Source organism: Microcoleus sp. S13_C3 (genome assembly GCF_036700905.1).
Taxonomy (GTDB): Bacteria; Cyanobacteriota; Cyanobacteriia; order Cyanobacteriales; family Microcoleaceae; genus Microcoleus.
The window spans coordinates 10816-25912 of the sequence record NZ_JAUBPT010000006.1; the positions used below are offsets into that span (position 1 = coordinate 10816).

General features: G+C 46.3%; 15 protein-coding genes and 1 pseudogene. 12 read left to right on the top strand and 4 right to left on the bottom strand.

From position 1 onward, the window contains the following. Positions 1-85 precede the first annotated feature (85 nt). Entirely contained in the window at positions 86-427 is a 342-nt protein-coding gene (locus QUA16_RS02895) for a hypothetical protein (protein WP_333101858.1), read from the bottom strand. Positions 428-490: 63 nt separating this feature from the next. On the opposite strand from QUA16_RS02895, the gene QUA16_RS02900 reads away from it, so the two are divergent. Beyond that, complete coding sequence (locus QUA16_RS02900; RefSeq protein WP_333101857.1) at positions 491-1210, top strand: PHP domain-containing protein; 720 nt, start codon at positions 491-493, stop codon at positions 1208-1210. A gap of 360 nt (positions 1211-1570) precedes the next feature. Here QUA16_RS02900 and QUA16_RS02905 read toward each other — a convergent pair whose 3' ends face one another. After that, entirely contained in the window at positions 1571-2737 is a 1167-nt protein-coding gene (locus tag QUA16_RS02905) for a CO2 hydration protein (protein WP_333101855.1), read from the bottom strand. A 57-nt stretch (positions 2738-2794) separates the two neighbouring features. Here QUA16_RS02905 and QUA16_RS02910 point away from each other — a divergent pair, with 57 nt between their 5' ends. Next, positions 2795-3007, top strand: coding sequence for a hypothetical protein (locus QUA16_RS02910; protein WP_333181010.1), 213 nt, complete (start codon positions 2795-2797; stop codon positions 3005-3007). A 42-nt stretch (positions 3008-3049) separates the two neighbouring features. On the opposite strand, the gene QUA16_RS02915 is transcribed toward QUA16_RS02910, so the two are convergent. Further along, a complete protein-coding gene (locus QUA16_RS02915; protein WP_333101854.1) occupies positions 3050-4564 on the bottom strand; it encodes an NADH-quinone oxidoreductase subunit M in 1515 nt (504 codons plus the stop codon). Positions 4565-4794: 230 nt separating this feature from the next. Here QUA16_RS02915 and QUA16_RS02920 point away from each other — a divergent pair, with 230 nt between their 5' ends. After that, complete coding sequence (locus QUA16_RS02920; protein WP_333101852.1) at positions 4795-5031, top strand: hypothetical protein; 237 nt, start codon at positions 4795-4797, stop codon at positions 5029-5031. Positions 5032-5157: 126 nt separating this feature from the next. Next, positions 5158-5547 (top strand): annotated as a pseudogene (locus QUA16_RS02925) (Uma2 family endonuclease); the annotation flags it as partial. Between the two features lie 133 nt (positions 5548-5680). Here QUA16_RS02925 and QUA16_RS02930 read toward each other — a convergent pair. Next, positions 5681-7555 carry an NAD(P)H-quinone oxidoreductase subunit F gene (locus QUA16_RS02930; protein WP_333101849.1) on the bottom strand — a complete coding sequence of 625 codons (1875 nt, stop codon included), beginning with the start codon at positions 7553-7555 and terminating at the stop codon, positions 5681-5683. Positions 7556-8179: 624 nt separating this feature from the next. On the opposite strand from QUA16_RS02930, the gene QUA16_RS02935 reads away from it, so the two are divergent. The 8 genes from QUA16_RS02935 to QUA16_RS02970 all read left to right on the top strand — a co-directional run bounded on the left by QUA16_RS02935 (position 8180) and on the right by QUA16_RS02970 (position 14977). Continuing rightward, complete coding sequence (locus QUA16_RS02935) at positions 8180-8491, top strand: carbon dioxide-concentrating mechanism protein CcmK (RefSeq protein ID WP_006635059.1); 312 nt, start codon at positions 8180-8182, stop codon at positions 8489-8491. A gap of 96 nt (positions 8492-8587) precedes the next feature. Next, positions 8588-8929, top strand: a complete 342-nt coding sequence (locus QUA16_RS02940; RefSeq protein ID WP_006635058.1) for a carbon dioxide-concentrating mechanism protein CcmK — start codon at positions 8588-8590, stop codon at positions 8927-8929. A 277-nt stretch (positions 8930-9206) separates the two neighbouring features. Beyond that, a complete protein-coding gene (locus QUA16_RS02945) occupies positions 9207-9512 on the top strand; it encodes a EutN/CcmL family microcompartment protein (protein ID WP_172186882.1) in 306 nt (101 codons plus the stop codon). Then, on the top strand, positions 9513-9683 hold the full coding sequence (locus QUA16_RS02950; RefSeq protein WP_333101848.1) for a hypothetical protein: 171 nt from the start codon (positions 9513-9515) through the stop codon (positions 9681-9683). A 68-nt stretch (positions 9684-9751) separates the two neighbouring features. Then, positions 9752-11386 (top strand): ribulose bisphosphate carboxylase small subunit, encoded by a 1635-nt coding sequence (locus QUA16_RS02955; protein ID WP_333101847.1) that lies wholly within the window; start codon positions 9752-9754, stop codon positions 11384-11386. 288 nt (positions 11387-11674) lie between these two features. Continuing rightward, complete coding sequence (locus QUA16_RS02960; RefSeq protein ID WP_333101845.1) at positions 11675-12367, top strand: carbon dioxide concentrating mechanism protein; 693 nt, start codon at positions 11675-11677, stop codon at positions 12365-12367. Between the two features lie 345 nt (positions 12368-12712). Then, positions 12713-13486, top strand: coding sequence for a BMC domain-containing protein (locus QUA16_RS02965; protein ID WP_333101844.1), 774 nt, complete (start codon positions 12713-12715; stop codon positions 13484-13486). A 450-nt stretch (positions 13487-13936) separates the two neighbouring features. Continuing rightward, on the top strand, positions 13937-14977 hold the full coding sequence (locus QUA16_RS02970; RefSeq protein WP_333101842.1) for a tetratricopeptide repeat protein: 1041 nt from the start codon (positions 13937-13939) through the stop codon (positions 14975-14977). Positions 14978-15097: the final 120 nt, after the last annotated feature.

The window sequence follows — 15097 nt, forward strand, 5'->3', positions numbered from 1 at the left end:
GTGCGATTGAATTGATATCTTGTGGCATTTTCCACAAACCTTACAAGAAAATTTCCTCTTTGTGGAACAGGCATCTTCCCTGTTGTTAAGAATGATGCAATTTTAAAGTGCGATTGAATTGATATCTTGTGGCATTTTCCACAAACCTTACAAGAAAATTTCCTCTTTGTGGAACAGGCATCTTGCCTGTTGTTAAGAATGATGCAATATGTGGGAAGAATTGATATCTTGTGGCATTCTCCCAAAACCTGCAGAGGCGGGTTTTACCAACTATAAATTGCTTAAAATCAATAATCTCATAAACCGGCCCCCACCCGACAATAAAAATCTGGATAAAGAATTGTGCAAGATGTGCGAGTGAATTGATATCTTGTGCCGAACGCAACCATCCGCCAGATGTTTCAATCCTACAGCCGACTATTGCCACAGGTGCAACATATCAATTTATTAGATATATTAAACAAGGTTAGTTTTTTTTATAATAACGCTTATGGCTGTCAACTTCGCTACCTCCCCCGCTTCTAGTCTCCGACCAGAAGCCCAGAATATCTCAGCACTCAAACAAGTCTTTCAGACAATTGATGCCGATAGCTGTCCGGGTTCCTATAATTTTCATATGCACACAGTCTACTCCGACGGGCGATTGCAGCCAGAGAAATTGATGGAACAAGCCATAGCCAGAGGTCTCAAGGGCTTAGCTATCACCGACCACCACAGCACCGAAGGCTACGTTAAAGCTCAAATTTGGCTGGATAATTGGAAATTAAACCATCCTGACAAAAATAGCGAAGCACCTAGTCTCTGGACAGGCGCTGAAATTAATGCCGAATTGCTCAACAATGAGGTACACATTCTCGCTTACGCCTTTGATCCGCAACATCCCAGTCTCAAACCATACCTACGAGGTAAAAGCACTGAAGGCACTTATTGTTATTCAGCAGCCAGGGTAATTGAAGCTATTCATGAAGCCGGAGGTTTAGCAGTTCTCGCACATCCTTGCAGGTATCGATCGACTGCAGATAAACTAATCCCAGAAGCCGCCCGTGTCGGCATTGACGGTGTAGAAATTTACTATGCTTACGGTAATCCCAATCCTTGGACACCGAGTCCCAAACAAACTGCTTTAGTCAAAGATTTAGCAGAAACTTATGGTTTGCTGGGAACTTGTGGCACGGACTCTCACGGGCTGAGTCTTCTCGTCCGAATCTAAATAGTTCGGAAATAAGAAGTGCTTTATCCTGTCCTTACCAGTCTAAGCGTTAGCGGATATATCTGTTATGAAAGCAATCACAATGAGCCGAAAACAAACAGTAAAAAAACAGTTTCTCAGGTCATATTATGTCCACTAAAATGACTACTATAAAATTGTTTGGTAGTGAGGACTTCAGTCCTCATAAAAGTCTGTGGACTGAAGTTTTCACTACTTGCCTTATAACGGCTATCTTAATGGACGTGATATCATTGCGATCGCCAGGATGAGCTTTCGCCCTCCAAAAGAAAGCAATTGCTTTCTTCATGTGGTGTTCTTGCAACTCCTAGAGACACTTCGCCCTAAAAACCAGTCGCCATTCTACCGTTCCGGGAACAACTGACAGGCCCGGTTAGTTGGCTGATTTGCCCAATCCAAGCGAGAATTCCCAAATCGATCCATCCAACCTTCCAAATAAGCCCGATTAGCCTTTCTTTCCTCTGGATCTGATGTATTCATTGGATGAGGTGCTAGACCCAAAATAGTCGCTGTCGTCACGCAAAACATCGACTTTTGAAAACTCTGGCAAATTTGCACCCGCACATCGTCTTCACCCCGACAGCTAGTGCGATAAACTTCGTGCAAATACTCCGGCAAATAATGACGCATATCTTGCATCAATTGAGTTGGCGGAATCCCTGCACCTCCAATCGGTAAAGGGTCAGCAAACAAAGCCCCGTAGGCGAATTCTCTTTGTTCTTCCGGGATTTGATGAGCTTGAGCGTTGTAGGAAACTGTGCCAAAAAACGCAGTGCCCCGAAAGAAAATTGACTCTACATAAGGAACTGCTACATCTGGTAAAAATGTTAAGTTAGCGCTCGCCGGAATGATATCGTAGACTTGAGGGCCAATCTTGACGCTGTAGGTAATTGGCAAACTGGCGGCGCTAACCAAACCTGCTAAGATAAAATCAACTACGTCTGCGATCGACTTAATTTTACCGGCTTCGTAGGAATCAGATAAGTCGATAAACAAATCGCTCATTACCCGCCAAAACTGACCGAGACCGGTGTAGTAAGCCAGCATCCGCACTTGTTCCGGCAAAAAATTAGGAAATGCTTTGTTGAGTCCCTGCATGAAAAAATTGCCTTTCAGTTTAGCAGCGATCGCCTTTTCGACCAAACTGCTAAATTCCGGGGTATCCAAATAAGTGTCAAAACCCCCGCCGCCGTGCCACAGCATAGTTTTCATAACATACTCAGCATACTCAAAATTTATGCGATCGTGCCACAAATAGCGAATTAATTTGGGCAGCGTCACATCTCCGTTGAAATATTTGAAAAACGGGAAAAGCACTAAAAACTGTTCTTCTGCAATATAATTTAGATTGCGAGAATAGGCATCGAGAACCACACCGTAACTTTTGAGAATGCCGACAACTTCTACTACATTTTCCGCCGAATCGGGAAGCAAAGCTTTGCCTGATTCCAAGAGGTCAATGTATGCGGATAGGGGATGGGAAGAGGGTTTTAATACGGTACTTTTCATTCTTATTTAACCTTAAGTGAAGGAAGGAACGACAAGGATTGGAACACGGATACACTGATGAATGGAATAGGTAGGGACACGGCAGTGCCGTCTCCCTACAGCCGTCTGCTGTATTTCATGGGATTGAAAACTGCCATAGGACTAAAGTCCGATGCTACTGAGATGTTGCACCATTCTCAATTAGCCGTAGGGGCGGGTTCGCCAACAGCCTTAAAGCTTGCAAATAGGTTCTATAAACCCGCCCGACCCCCCGAAAAATCCTCTTATTGAGATTGCTGCAAGATGTCAGATGCTACGAACCTAGGTCATATTTTATTTCAAGTTTTGAGCGATCGCTTTAACTTGCGGTGGCACATTAGCTACCATTCCGATCGCAGTTTTTTCGCTCAAAGCAACTAAAACTCCCGGCTGCACTCCCATGATTGCGATAATTATGGCTAAAACTAGCGAAGGAATGCGATCGCGCCAGCGGACTTGGGGCAAATTTTCCACCAAATCCGAAAGGCGGCCGAAAAAGGCGCGGTTGACCATAAGTAAAAAGTAAACTGAAGTTAAACCAGTGCCGATCATGCAGAGCAAAGTTTGCACCGGAAACACTGGCAAACTGCCCCGAAACATCAAAAATTCAGCAATAAATCCAGCCAAACCTGGAATACCGGCACTTGCCATCACGCCGAGGATCATTAAACTGCCAATCATCGGCAAACCGCGATCTGGATTGAACAAACCTTGGAGCACATCGATGTTGCGGGTGCCGGATTTTTTGTAAACAACGCCGACACTCAAAAATAGCAGCGCCGAAATTAAGCCGTGGCTAACCATTTGCAAAACAGTTCCCAACATACTAATCGGAGTAGCTGCGGCGCTAGCTAACAAAATGTAGCCCATGTGAGCGATCGAACTGTAAGCTACAATTTTTTTCATATCTTTTTGGGCGATCGCACAACTCGCCCCGTAAAGCACGCTTACCACCGCCCAACTCGCCAAAGTCGGCGCCGCCACCGCCCACGCATCTGGAAACAAACCTAAACCAAAGCGCAGCATCCCATAAGTTCCCAGCTTCAAAAGCACCCCCGCCAGCAGCACCGAAACCGGCGTCGAAGCTTCTACGTGAGCATCCGGCAGCCAAGTATGAAAAGGCACCAAAGGCATTTTAATTCCAAAAGCCAGCAACACAAGAGCCAGCAAAACAATTTGCCTTACCAAAGGCAATGGCAATCCTCCTTGCAAATGCGATGCCCCCGCTGCACCAACCATATCGAAACTCGAAGCACCGCTAAGCCAACCAGTCCCCAAGAAAGCAGCCAGCAGCACAATTCCCGCAAATGCAGTATAGATTAAAAACTTAGTAGCAGCATAACCCCGGCGCTCCCCTCCCCAAATCGCAATTAACAGGTAAAGCGGAATCAATTCTACCTCAAAAAACAGGAAAAACAGCAGCAAATTTTGAGATAAAAAAGCCCCTGTTACGCCGCCAGTAATTAACAGAATCAAAGAATAATAAAGTCGAGGTCTGCGGATCGACTCATCCGTAGCGTAAATAGCTACCCCTGTCAGCAGAGTATTTAAAATTACTAAAGGCAGAGCCAAACCATCAACACCGAGATTGTAATTCAATCCCAAAACATCTATCCAAGGAATGAATTCCGCAAACTGCAACTGACTGGTACTGGCATCAAACTGAAATGCCAAAATCACCGAGAGAATAAAAGTTATACCCGCAATGGCGATCGCGACATTCCGAACTATTTTAGAACTCACTGAACCGGGCCAGAGCCCAATCAGGGCAGCAGCCAACATTGGTATCCAGATTAAAGCACTGAGCATCAATTAAAACTTTCCTTTGTTACACAGTATTTAGAGATATAGCAATCCTAAATCATTTGTGAATTTCTTACTCCCTCCCCAAGGCATCGGGGAGGGTTGGGGTGGGGGAAAAAATTTACGACTCCTGCAAGGATTGCTATATATTTAACATTAACGCAAAGCAACTACATATAAAAGCGATCGGCTGATTTTCTTGTTAACATAGATTCAAATGTCTCTGGAATCCTCCTATGACCACAAGTCTTACAGATATACAAGATTTGCAAATTAAATCCGGTTCTCCTTCCACCCGCCTCACCGTTGCCGACTTAGAACAACTGCAAGCTATACTCTCGGAAGCACATCTAGACTACCAATTAGAACTCGTAGAGGGGAAGATTATCCTTATGGGCCCCTCAGACATTGTATCGAGCGAAATTGGGGCAGAGTTTGGCAGACTTTTACTAAACTGGGTCAATCGATTTTAGATTTTAGATTTTAGATTTTAGAGGCGACCCCACGGATAAATGCTCTTTCTTGAGGATTTTCGATTTTCGATTTGGGATTGATTCCACGGATAAATCACGTGGCGGGTACCACCTTTGAAATTCCTGGTCAAACCTCGCAAACTCGGACGAGTATTTGAATCTAGCGGCGGGTTTATCCTCCCCAATTCCGATCTGAGAGCTCCCGATGTTTCGTTTGTGGTAGCCGATCGCCTCAAACAAAGTAAAAGGTATTTTGCCGAACTCGTTCCCGACTTAGTTGTAGAAATCAAATCTCAGTCCGATCGCCTCAAACCCCTGCGAGAAAAAATTCTATCATTCATCGAACTCGGAGCCAAAGTAGGAATATTAATCGACCCAGACAAGCGCACAGTAATAATTTACACTCCGAAAGCAGAGCCAGTGGTATTGAGAGACGGCGACATGATTTCAATTCCTGAACTTTTGCCTGGTTGGGAAGTTGCGGTGAAAGAATTGTGGCCGATCGAGTTTGAATAAAATTAGATAAAAAAGCAGACAAACCCAGAATAAAATCATCTGCGTTCATCCGCCGTCATCTGCGGTTGAAAATTAAATAACATCAGACAAAAAGCAGACAAACCCGAAAAATTCATCTGCCAATCTCTGCAGTTTAAAACAGCCAAATAATCAACGCCAGCAACACAGCAACCCCCCCCGCAATAGTCAACACATAAAACTGTGACTGACCGGTGCCGCTGTACTTCAACCCTTCACCGCTGAAAATTGTGGCAAAACCGAACAAATTCACCGCCCCATCCACCACATACCTATCAGTCCAAGCGCTGATTTTAGAAATAAAAGCCACAGCCCAAACGACAGTCAAGCGGTAAACTCGATCGATATAAAAATCGTAAGCAAACAAATCCTGCAACGCCGGTACCGGCAGCCGTACCGGTCGAGGTAACACCCCGTACCAATAAATCGCCACCCCAACCGCAACGCCAATCAACCCAGATAACATTAACAGCGGAAGATGCAGAGTCTTCAACAGCAAATTTAAAGTATCAAAATCCCCCGTTTGCGCCCAAGGCCCAGTCCAACTAATTAAAAGTTGCCACTGCTGCAACATCCAAGGCACCAACAGCCCAATCACTGTCAAAATTACCATCGGCAAAGCCATCTGCCAACCAACTTCTGGAGTTCTGCGAGTTTTCGGCTGCGGTTTTCCAGCGAACACTAAACCGAATATGCGAGTTAAATTTAGCGCTGTCAAACCGTTAACTAAAAGCAGCACTATTACCAGCCACAAAGGCAAAGTCCAAAAACCGTTGAGCCAGCGTCGCATCGCCCAAAAGTTGCCCAGAGGTAACAGCGCGACCATCCCCGCAGCGCCTACTAAATAAGCCGTAGTGGTAGCAGGCATCTTCGACCACAACCCACCCATTTCTGTTAAATCTTGAGTGTTAGTTGTGGTAATAATTGACCCTACGCTCATGAATAATAGGCCTTTGGCGATCGAGTGCGCGAACAGCAACAGCAAAGCAATGTCAACTTGATTTAGCCCCACGGCGATAAACACCAAACCCAAAGATGCGCTGGTAGAATGCGATAGTGCTCTTTTGATGTCGATTTGGGCGATCGCTACCAAGGAAGCGCCAACAGCCGTCACCGCACCCAAAACCACCAGCACCGCATCCGTCACGGGCGAAAGCGCTAAAACAGGCTGAAGTTTAATCAAAACATAAGCTCCAGCGCCCACAACTACCGTATTCCGCATAATCGAAGCCGGGTTGGGCCCTTCCATCGCCTCGTCGAGCCACAAATGGAAGGGGAATTGAGCGCACTTGGCCGTAGGTGCGGAGATTAAAGCCAAACCTAAAAGAGTCGCCACTAGGGGAGACAAAGTTGCAGTTTCCGCCCATATTTCCAAATCGGAAAAATTCAAACTTCCTGCTAAAGTTGAAAGCGTCACTACTCCCATCAGCAGTGGCACGTCTCCTACACGCTTGGTTAAAAACGCATCTCTAGCGGCTGTTACTACCAGCGGTTGAGCGTACCAAAACCCGACTAGCAAGTAAGTTGAAAGCGTCAGCACTTCCAACAAACCGTAAGTTAGAAGCAGCGAGTCGCTAATGGCAATGCCGCTAATTGCCGCTTCAAAAAAACCCATCAGCCCAAAAAATCGAGCTAGCGCCCAGTCTTTTTCCATGTAGCCTAGAGCGTAAATTTGTGCTAGCAAACTCAGAACTGTAACTAACTCCATTGCTCCGACGCTCAACGTGGAGATTTCTATGGCAAAAGACAAATCTAAATCGGCTGCTTGCACCCAGTGCACGAGCAACTGTTGGGGTGGTTGATCCCAAGTCGCTGTAAAAATAACTGACCCGTGTATGAAAGCCAACACAGTCATCAACACATTGAAGTAAGCCGCCGGTCTGGGCCCTGTTCTGCGAACGGTGCCCGTAGACCACGGCAAAGTTAAAATTGCGCCTATTAAGCCATATAAAGGTACCCACCAACAGGCTTGGAGGAGAAATTGAGTCATTTAATTTATCCCTTAAACTTCAAATTACCGGCTGCCTTTATACAAAAAACAGTCGCGGGCGATCGCGCGAGACGCTAAAACTTTGACTAAACCCGATCGTATAGTTCTGGCAGAATAATTTGCACCCAAGATTCACTATACATTAAAGCATCAAAACTGAGAATTCTCTCACTAGAAAATTAGATCCTCAGCAGGCTCGGCACTCAAAGAAAAAAATGCCTGCCGATGGGCAAAGACTGCCTTTTTTGCCGATTTCCCTGCGATCCCATTTGGAAATCCCCAAGTTTCCCGGCAGTGACTCAGCTCCGGCTTCACATACCGAACTCTACTTTATGAGTATTATTACTTACTTTAATCGCCCCTCGTCGTCGGCATCTACCCCTCTATATATTAAGATTATTAAATAAATATTAAATTAGTTTAAGTAACATAAAAAATTTTAATTTTTGTTATTAAACATTATGATGTTAGTTTATATTGTCAAGGTGGACAGCTTCCCCTATTCTTATAGGATAGGAAGCTTTACACTGCCTTACTAATAAATGTGGGCCTCCCCGTCCAAATTTTTAGATTTCTCAAAGATTTGTAACGGTAATTTCGCTCATCCTCAAAGGAGATTCAAAAATGTCAATTGCCGTGGGAATGATTGAGACAAAAGGTTTTCCCGCTGTGGTGGAAGCTGCCGATGCTATGGTCAAAGCTGCCCGCGTTACCCTCGTGGGCTATGAAAAAATCGGCAGCGCCCGCGTCACCGTAATTGTGCGCGGCAACGTGTCGGAAGTCCAAGCCTCAGTCGCCGCCGGAGTGGAATCCGTCAAGCGGGTGAACGGCGGAGAAGTCGTCTCTACCCACATCATCGCTCGCCCCCACGAAAACCTAGAATACGTTCTGCCGATTCGATATACAGAAGCAGTAGAACAGTTCCGAGGCTACTAAGTTCTTAGCGCACAAAAATTTCGTTAAAAGAAAATTGGTGCGATCGTCAAAAATTAACTGTTTAGTTCCCCAAATATTCAATCAGGAGTAAAACCAATGGCAATTGCAGTTGGCATGATCGAAACCCTAGGCTTCCCCGCAGTGGTAGAAGCCGCTGACGCGATGGTCAAAGCAGCCCGCGTCACCTTGGTAGGCTACGAAAAAATCGGTAGCGCTCGGGTTACGGTCATTGTAAGAGGAGATGTCTCGGAAGTGCAAGCTTCTGTCGCCGCCGGAGTAGAGTCAGTGAAGCGCGTTAACGGCGGACAAGTGATGTCCACCCACATTATCGCCCGCCCTCACGAAAACTTAGAGTACGTGCTGCCGATTCGCTACACCGAAGCTGTAGAACAGTTCCGTGAAGGCGTCAGCGGCATTCGCCCCCTCAACAGATCATAAGATAGGCTCACGGCTGTTAGGGGCGTTTGGTAATTAAAAATTAAAAATTAAAAATCGCGCTGTTTTTGATTTAGCATTTTTAATTTTTAATTGAGGTGGGTATGGGATATTGGTTATTAGTCATTAGTCATTAGTCATGAGTCATTAGTTATTAGTTATGAGTTACTAGACGAATAACTTTAAACGGCGGACAGCGGACTGAGCAAAGCTAATAAAAAAAAGACAAGTGACCCTGTAAAAATGACAGTTACCAATTACCTATTACCTATTACCTAAAATGCAAATGGCCAAAGTTCTCGGCACAGTTGTCAGTACCCAAAAAGAGCCGACACTGAGAGGATCGAAATTTCTACTGCTGCAATTCATCGATGAGGAAGGTTCGCCAGTTCCCGGCTATGAGGTAGCCGCTGACTGTGTGGGCGCAGGTATAGATGAATGGGTTTTAGTAACCCGAGGCAGCGCAGCCCGGATCGCGCCCGGAAGTGAAAACCGTCCGATCGATGCTCTAGTAGTAGGCATTATAGATACTGTCAATGTAGAAAACCGCCTCATTTACAGTAAAAAAGACGACCCGTACCGCTAGTTGACAGTTGGCAGTTGGCAGTTGACAGTTGGCAGTTGGCAGTTGGCAGTTGGCAGTTGGCAGTTGGCAGTTGGCAGTTGGCAGTTGGCAGTTGACAGTTGGCAGTTGGCAGTTGGCAGTTGGCAGTTGGCAGTTGACAGTGAACAGCTAACAGTGAACAGTGAACAGTGAACAACTAACAACTAACAACTAACTAACAACTAACAAAAAAATTTTTTCAGCTTAGGAGAACTTAATTTATGGCAGTCCGCAACGTTGCGGCTCCCCCGACGCCTTGGTCGAAAAACTTGGCTGAGCCCAAAATTCACGACACCGCATTCGTACATTCCTTTTCTAACATTATTGGGGATGTGCATATCGGTTCTAATGTGATGATTGCCCCCGGGACATCTATCCGCGCCGATGAAGGCACTCCTTTTTATATCGGAGAAGGAAGCAACATTCAAGACGGAGTAGTGATTCACGGCCTAGAAAAAGGCCGAGTCACAGGAGACGACGACAAATCCTATTCTGTGTGGGTGGGGAAAAATACTTCCCTCACTCACATGAGTTTAATTCACGGCCCGGCATACGTGGGCGAGAACTGCTTTATTGGCTTTCGCTCTACGGTGTTCAATGCCAGAGTGGGCAACGGCTGCATTGTCATGATGCACGTACTAATTAAAGATGTGGAGATTCCCCCCGGTAAGTACGTACCTTCGGGAGCCATCATCACTAATCAGAAGCAAGCCGATCGCTTGCCTGACGTTCAAGATTCTGACATTCAATTTGCGACCCATGTCATCGGCATCAATGACGCTCTGAGAACGGGTTATCGCTGCGCTGAGAACATCGCCTGTCTAGCACCAATTCGCAACGAGCAAACTAAAAACCCCAATATGACTCAAACCAAATATTCTACCCATGCCGGCACCCAATTGAGTTCAACTCTTGCCGATAGCATCCGCAATTTACTAGCTCAAGGATACAGCGTGGGAGCCGAACACGCCGACGCACGCCGCTTCCGTACCGGTTCTTGGCGTACTTGCGGCCCGATTTCCTCAACCCGTGACTCAGAAGTGATCGCGGCTTTGTCAGCTTGCATGGCAGAGCACCAAGGAGAATACGTCCGCTTGATCGGGATTGACACCAAAGCCAAGCGCCGCGTACTAGAAGAAATCGTCCAAAGACCGGGAGACAATGGCTCTAACGGTTCTAACGGTGCGAAAACTCACCAATCTAACGGTAAAGTTGCACAAGCTTCCAACCACAATAGCGGTTCCGTGTCAAGCGGCAAATTGAGTGCCGAAACAGTGGCTCAGGTTCGCAGCTTGCTAGCTCAAGGCTACAAAGTGGGGACGGAACACGCCGACGCGCGCCGCTTCCGTACCAGTTCTTGGCAAAGCGGGGCTTCCCTGCAAGTGAGAAACGAATCGGAGGCGATCGCCGCTTTGGAAGCTGTGATGAACGAGTACCCGGGCGAGTACGTGCGCTTGATCGGGATTGACCCGAAAGCTAAGCGACGCATAGTTGAAGAAATTATTCAGCGTCCAGACGGCCCAGTTGCTCAATCGGCTAAGCCGGCAGCAACATCAGGATACAAAGCAGCTTCGACTGGTTCGGCCAGCAGCGGCAGTTTGACCGGCAAGACGATCGACCAAATCCGCAACCTGCTTTCCCAAGGCTACAAAATTGGCACGGAACACGCCGACGCGCGCCGTTTCCGCACCGGTTCTTGGAGCAGTTGCGCCCCGATCGCATCCAACCGCGAAGCCGAAGTGATTTCTGCCCTCGAAAGCTGTCTCAAAGAACACAGCGGCGAGTACGTCCGCTTGCTGGGCATCGACTCCAAGGCCAAGCGCCGGGTACTCGAAGAAATTATCCAGCGTCCTTAATTTGCTAGGTAATTAGCTTGTTTCTCCCGTTAAGTCCTCGCGCTGGGCTAATGGGAGAAACCCCAGCGGATTGAAGTTGGATTTGAGATAGTTAAAAAGCTCGATTGACAAATGTTGGTCAAAATCTAGAATCTTCTGAAAGTTTCTATAAAACGTTAAAGCATCAAGCTTCTCAGTATTAGTAAATTATCGTTTCTTAGATTGACATGGTTAAATTTATCAGTCCAAAAAACCCATAATTTAAAGTCGTTTTATCGAAAAAAATAGCTCCTTTCATGGTGAAGTCGAATGTATTTATCGCCACTGCAATTAAGTAGCAACTCTCAGATTTTGATGAGTGGCGATGTAGTTGTGAATGAGGGTGCGGCGATCGCCCCTGGAGTAATCCTGCAAGCAGATCCCGGAAGCCGGATCTCGATCGCCGCCGGTGCCTGTATCGGTATGGGAGTTATCCTTCACGCCCGTGAAGGTACTCTGGAAATCGCGGCGGGCGTTATTCTGGGTGCAGGAGTGCTGGTGGTAGGTGCGGGAACGATCGGGGAAAATGCCTGTATTGGCGCCGCGACGACCCTAATCAATCCTTGTATCGACAAAATGCAAATTATGCCAGCAGGTTCTCTAATGGGAGATACCAGCCGCCAAGTCGCCGCAGAAGAAGCAACCGCAACAGCGCCAACAGCAGCGCCAACAGCAGCGCCAACATCACCAGAACCCCCCGAAGCCACTACGCCACCAGTCGATCGACCGATCGAGCCTTTCGATCCGCCACAACCCGCCCAAACACCGCCTCAAACTGCGCCGGAGACGGCCCCAGACCCGCAGGAATCCACCGCCGCAGAGCCGCCCCAACCAGGGGAAACGCCAACTATTCTGTACGGTCAAGCTCACATCAATCGGCTGTTGGGGACGCTGTTTCCGCACCGGCAAGCTTTTAATCGATCGGAGGAAAACGGCCAAACTCTATCGGGCGGTTCCGGGTAACCGTCAATCGATTTTAGATTTTCGATTTTAGATTTGAGATTGAAGCATTGACCCCACGGATAAATTCGGGGTTCCTTTATGGGATACAGGTTTTTTATTTCTGGACGGATGAATCACGTGGCGGGTATCCTCGATGCTTTCGGTCATTTCGGCAAAAGCCAGCTATGCTAAAGGCAGAAAGATCAAATATAAATAGGTAATCTCATATTATTGGTAGCTCAGCAATTTGTCAGGCTTTGCCGCAGCAATCAGTGTCTTGTAGCTCGTGCAGTCTGTCTTCTCATCTGAGAAACTATAAACTATCAACAAATTTTTATTTTTGGAAGTTTCTAAGGGTAATAGAAGATGGACGGACAAACAGATCGTAACAGTCACGAAGAGCGATCGCAGCGCCAGGAATACTTCAAAGACACTGCTTTGGGTTTGGTATCCACCAAGAGTTTTCCGGCAATTGTGGGGACTGCTGACATGATGCTGAAGTCGGCAGGAGTGATTTTAGTAGGATACGAAAAAATTGGTTCCGGTCACTGTACCGCGATCGTCCGGGGCAGAATTTCGGATGTGCGTTTGGCTGTGGAAGCTGGAGCTCAAACTGCCGAACAGTTCGGGCAGTTTGTTTCTAAGTTGGTGATTGCTAGACCTTTGGCTAATTTGGAAGTGGTTTTGCCGATCGGCTTTCGGCTGACTGAACTTTCGGAAAAAGGCAGTTATTCTCGGCTTAGCAATCAGGCGATCGGTTTGCTCGAAACCCGGGGATTCCCGGCAATGGTGGGTGCTTGCGATGCTATGCTCAAATCCGCAGACGTACACTTGGCAGCTTACGAGAAAATTGGCGCCGGTTTGTGCACGGCAATTATTCGCGGTGCAGTTGCAGATGTAGCAGTAGCCGTAGAGGCCGGGATGTACGAAGCTGAGCGAATTGGCGAGTTGAACGCGGTGATGGTAATTCCGAGGCCTTTGGAAGATTTGGAACAAACTTTGCCCCTGGCGAGTTGCTGGATCGAGCAGCGTAAACCTGTAATGATGCCTGTGTCGGTTAAGGAAAAGGAACAAGAATTGATCGAACTTCCAGATTTGGAGAAATTGAGAGTTTATGTGGAAGAGGAAATCAATCGGTAATTGGTAATTAGGCAACAAAAGTTTGTAGAGACGTACTGCCACAAACACTGAGACGAAGTTTGTCAAAAAAATATAGAGTTTACTCGGTAGGACTGCTGGCAACAATTTATACTGAGTAGCGATCTCAAACTTAATTGGGCGATCGAGCCGATCGCCGCCGCATCAAGAAACACAGAGCACCAAGTAAAACTAGACTTTTGAGAGCAAGTCGATCGGGTAAACAATCGAACTGACTAATAAGTAAATCCAGCCGAGGTGCAGAGCCTTTCAACAGGATTTAACTACTGTTAAAATAAACCAAAAATCCTGTTTACGGTAGATTGCCGGGAATCATTTAAGAGTTACTCTGAGCCCAGGTGGATGCTCTTTCAACAGATTAACGGCTGTGGCACTCAAAACTGACTGCACAGGAATCAACCCCCAGAATCAAGCAATCCTGAAAGTTGACCTATGAACCTCAAACAATTTTACAAGCGCGGTTTGTACAGCGCCAAGAAAGGAAACTATGAAGCGGCACTTGAGGACTTCGATCAGATACTGCAAGTCAATCCCGCCGATGCCAAAGCCTATAACAATCGCGGCTTGGTTTACTATTACATGAAAGACTACCAAAAAGCGATCGCAGACCTCAGCCAAGCCCTAGATATCAATCCTAATTTCTTCGAGGCTTACTTGAATAGAGGCAATGCTTGGCGTCATCTCGGAGAACACGAAAAAGCCATTGACGATCTAAACTGTGCTTTAGCAAATAAGCCTAACAGCCACGCTATCTACAACAACCGGGGACTGGTACTTGCTAATTTAGGAAATTACGAAGAAGCAATAAAAGACTACAATCGAGCTCTATCTATCAATTCCAACAATTATAAAACCTATTACAACCGGGGGCGCGCTTACTACCTTTTGGGAGAAAAAGAGGCAGCAACGGAAAACTTTAACGAAACGCTGCGGTTGAATCCTAAATATATCAAAGCTTACATAAATCGAGGTCTCTGTTACCACCAACTAGGAGACAATACGCAGGCGATGGCCGATTACAACATTGCACTCGGCATAGATCCACAAAATGTTTATGCCTATTATAACAGAGGTTGCGTTCGCTATAAATTAAAACAAATGCAGTTGGCAATTGAAGACTTTGACAAAGCAGTGGAACTAGATCCGAACTATGTTAAAGCTTATCTCAACCGGGGTTTAGCGCTGTATAAACTTGGAGATGTTGCGGCAGCAAATAAGGATTTTTACCACGTAATGTGCATTAATGCTGAAGCTTATGTATACTACCAAGCCCAGCGGTGCACGCCGGATATTAATTCGTACTTCAAAGAAGCGCCGCAGGTGGAACTTAATAATGCTGTAGAATACTACAACACAACATTAAATACGATGTCAACTTCCTTAAGTTCCGCAGCATTAAACGCGGTCTGGAATCAAGAAGATTTGGACACCAGAGACTCGATTATCTGTGAAGGTGAATTTATTAATGATTGATTTAGTCAGTAGTCATTAGTCAGTAGTCATTAGTCATTAGAATTATTGCATAAATCATTGAGGGAGAGGGAAACTGCTGATTCAACGCAGAGGCATTTAAAGATACTTGGTGAATGTATA

Bases quoted from the DNA above. Each gene is read 5' to 3' on its own strand.
- QUA16_RS02940 (WP_006635058.1), top strand. From the start codon at position 8,588: ATGGCAATTGCAGTTGGCATGATCGAAACCCTAGGCTTCCCCGCAGTG.
- QUA16_RS02905 (WP_333101855.1), bottom strand. From the start codon at position 2,737: ATGAAAAGTACCGTATTAAAACCCTCTTCCCATCCCCTATCCGCATAC.
- QUA16_RS02920 (WP_333101852.1), top strand. From the start codon at position 4,795: ATGACCACAAGTCTTACAGATATACAAGATTTGCAAATTAAATCCGGT.
- QUA16_RS02935 (WP_006635059.1), top strand. From the start codon at position 8,180: ATGTCAATTGCCGTGGGAATGATTGAGACAAAAGGTTTTCCCGCTGTG.
- QUA16_RS02960 (WP_333101845.1), top strand. From the start codon at position 11,675: ATGTATTTATCGCCACTGCAATTAAGTAGCAACTCTCAGATTTTGATG.
- QUA16_RS02970 (WP_333101842.1), top strand. From the start codon at position 13,937: ATGAACCTCAAACAATTTTACAAGCGCGGTTTGTACAGCGCCAAGAAA.
- QUA16_RS02900 (WP_333101857.1), top strand. From the start codon at position 491: ATGGCTGTCAACTTCGCTACCTCCCCCGCTTCTAGTCTCCGACCAGAA.
- QUA16_RS02945 (WP_172186882.1), top strand. From the start codon at position 9,207: ATGCAAATGGCCAAAGTTCTCGGCACAGTTGTCAGTACCCAAAAAGAG.
- QUA16_RS02915 (WP_333101854.1), bottom strand. From the start codon at position 4,564: ATGCTCAGTGCTTTAATCTGGATACCAATGTTGGCTGCTGCCCTGATT.
- QUA16_RS02965 (WP_333101844.1), top strand. From the start codon at position 12,713: ATGGACGGACAAACAGATCGTAACAGTCACGAAGAGCGATCGCAGCGC.
- QUA16_RS02955 (WP_333101847.1), top strand. From the start codon at position 9,752: ATGGCAGTCCGCAACGTTGCGGCTCCCCCGACGCCTTGGTCGAAAAAC.
- QUA16_RS02930 (WP_333101849.1), bottom strand. From the start codon at position 7,555: ATGACTCAATTTCTCCTCCAAGCCTGTTGGTGGGTACCTTTATATGGC.
- QUA16_RS02910 (WP_333181010.1), top strand. From the start codon at position 2,795: ATGAATGGAATAGGTAGGGACACGGCAGTGCCGTCTCCCTACAGCCGT.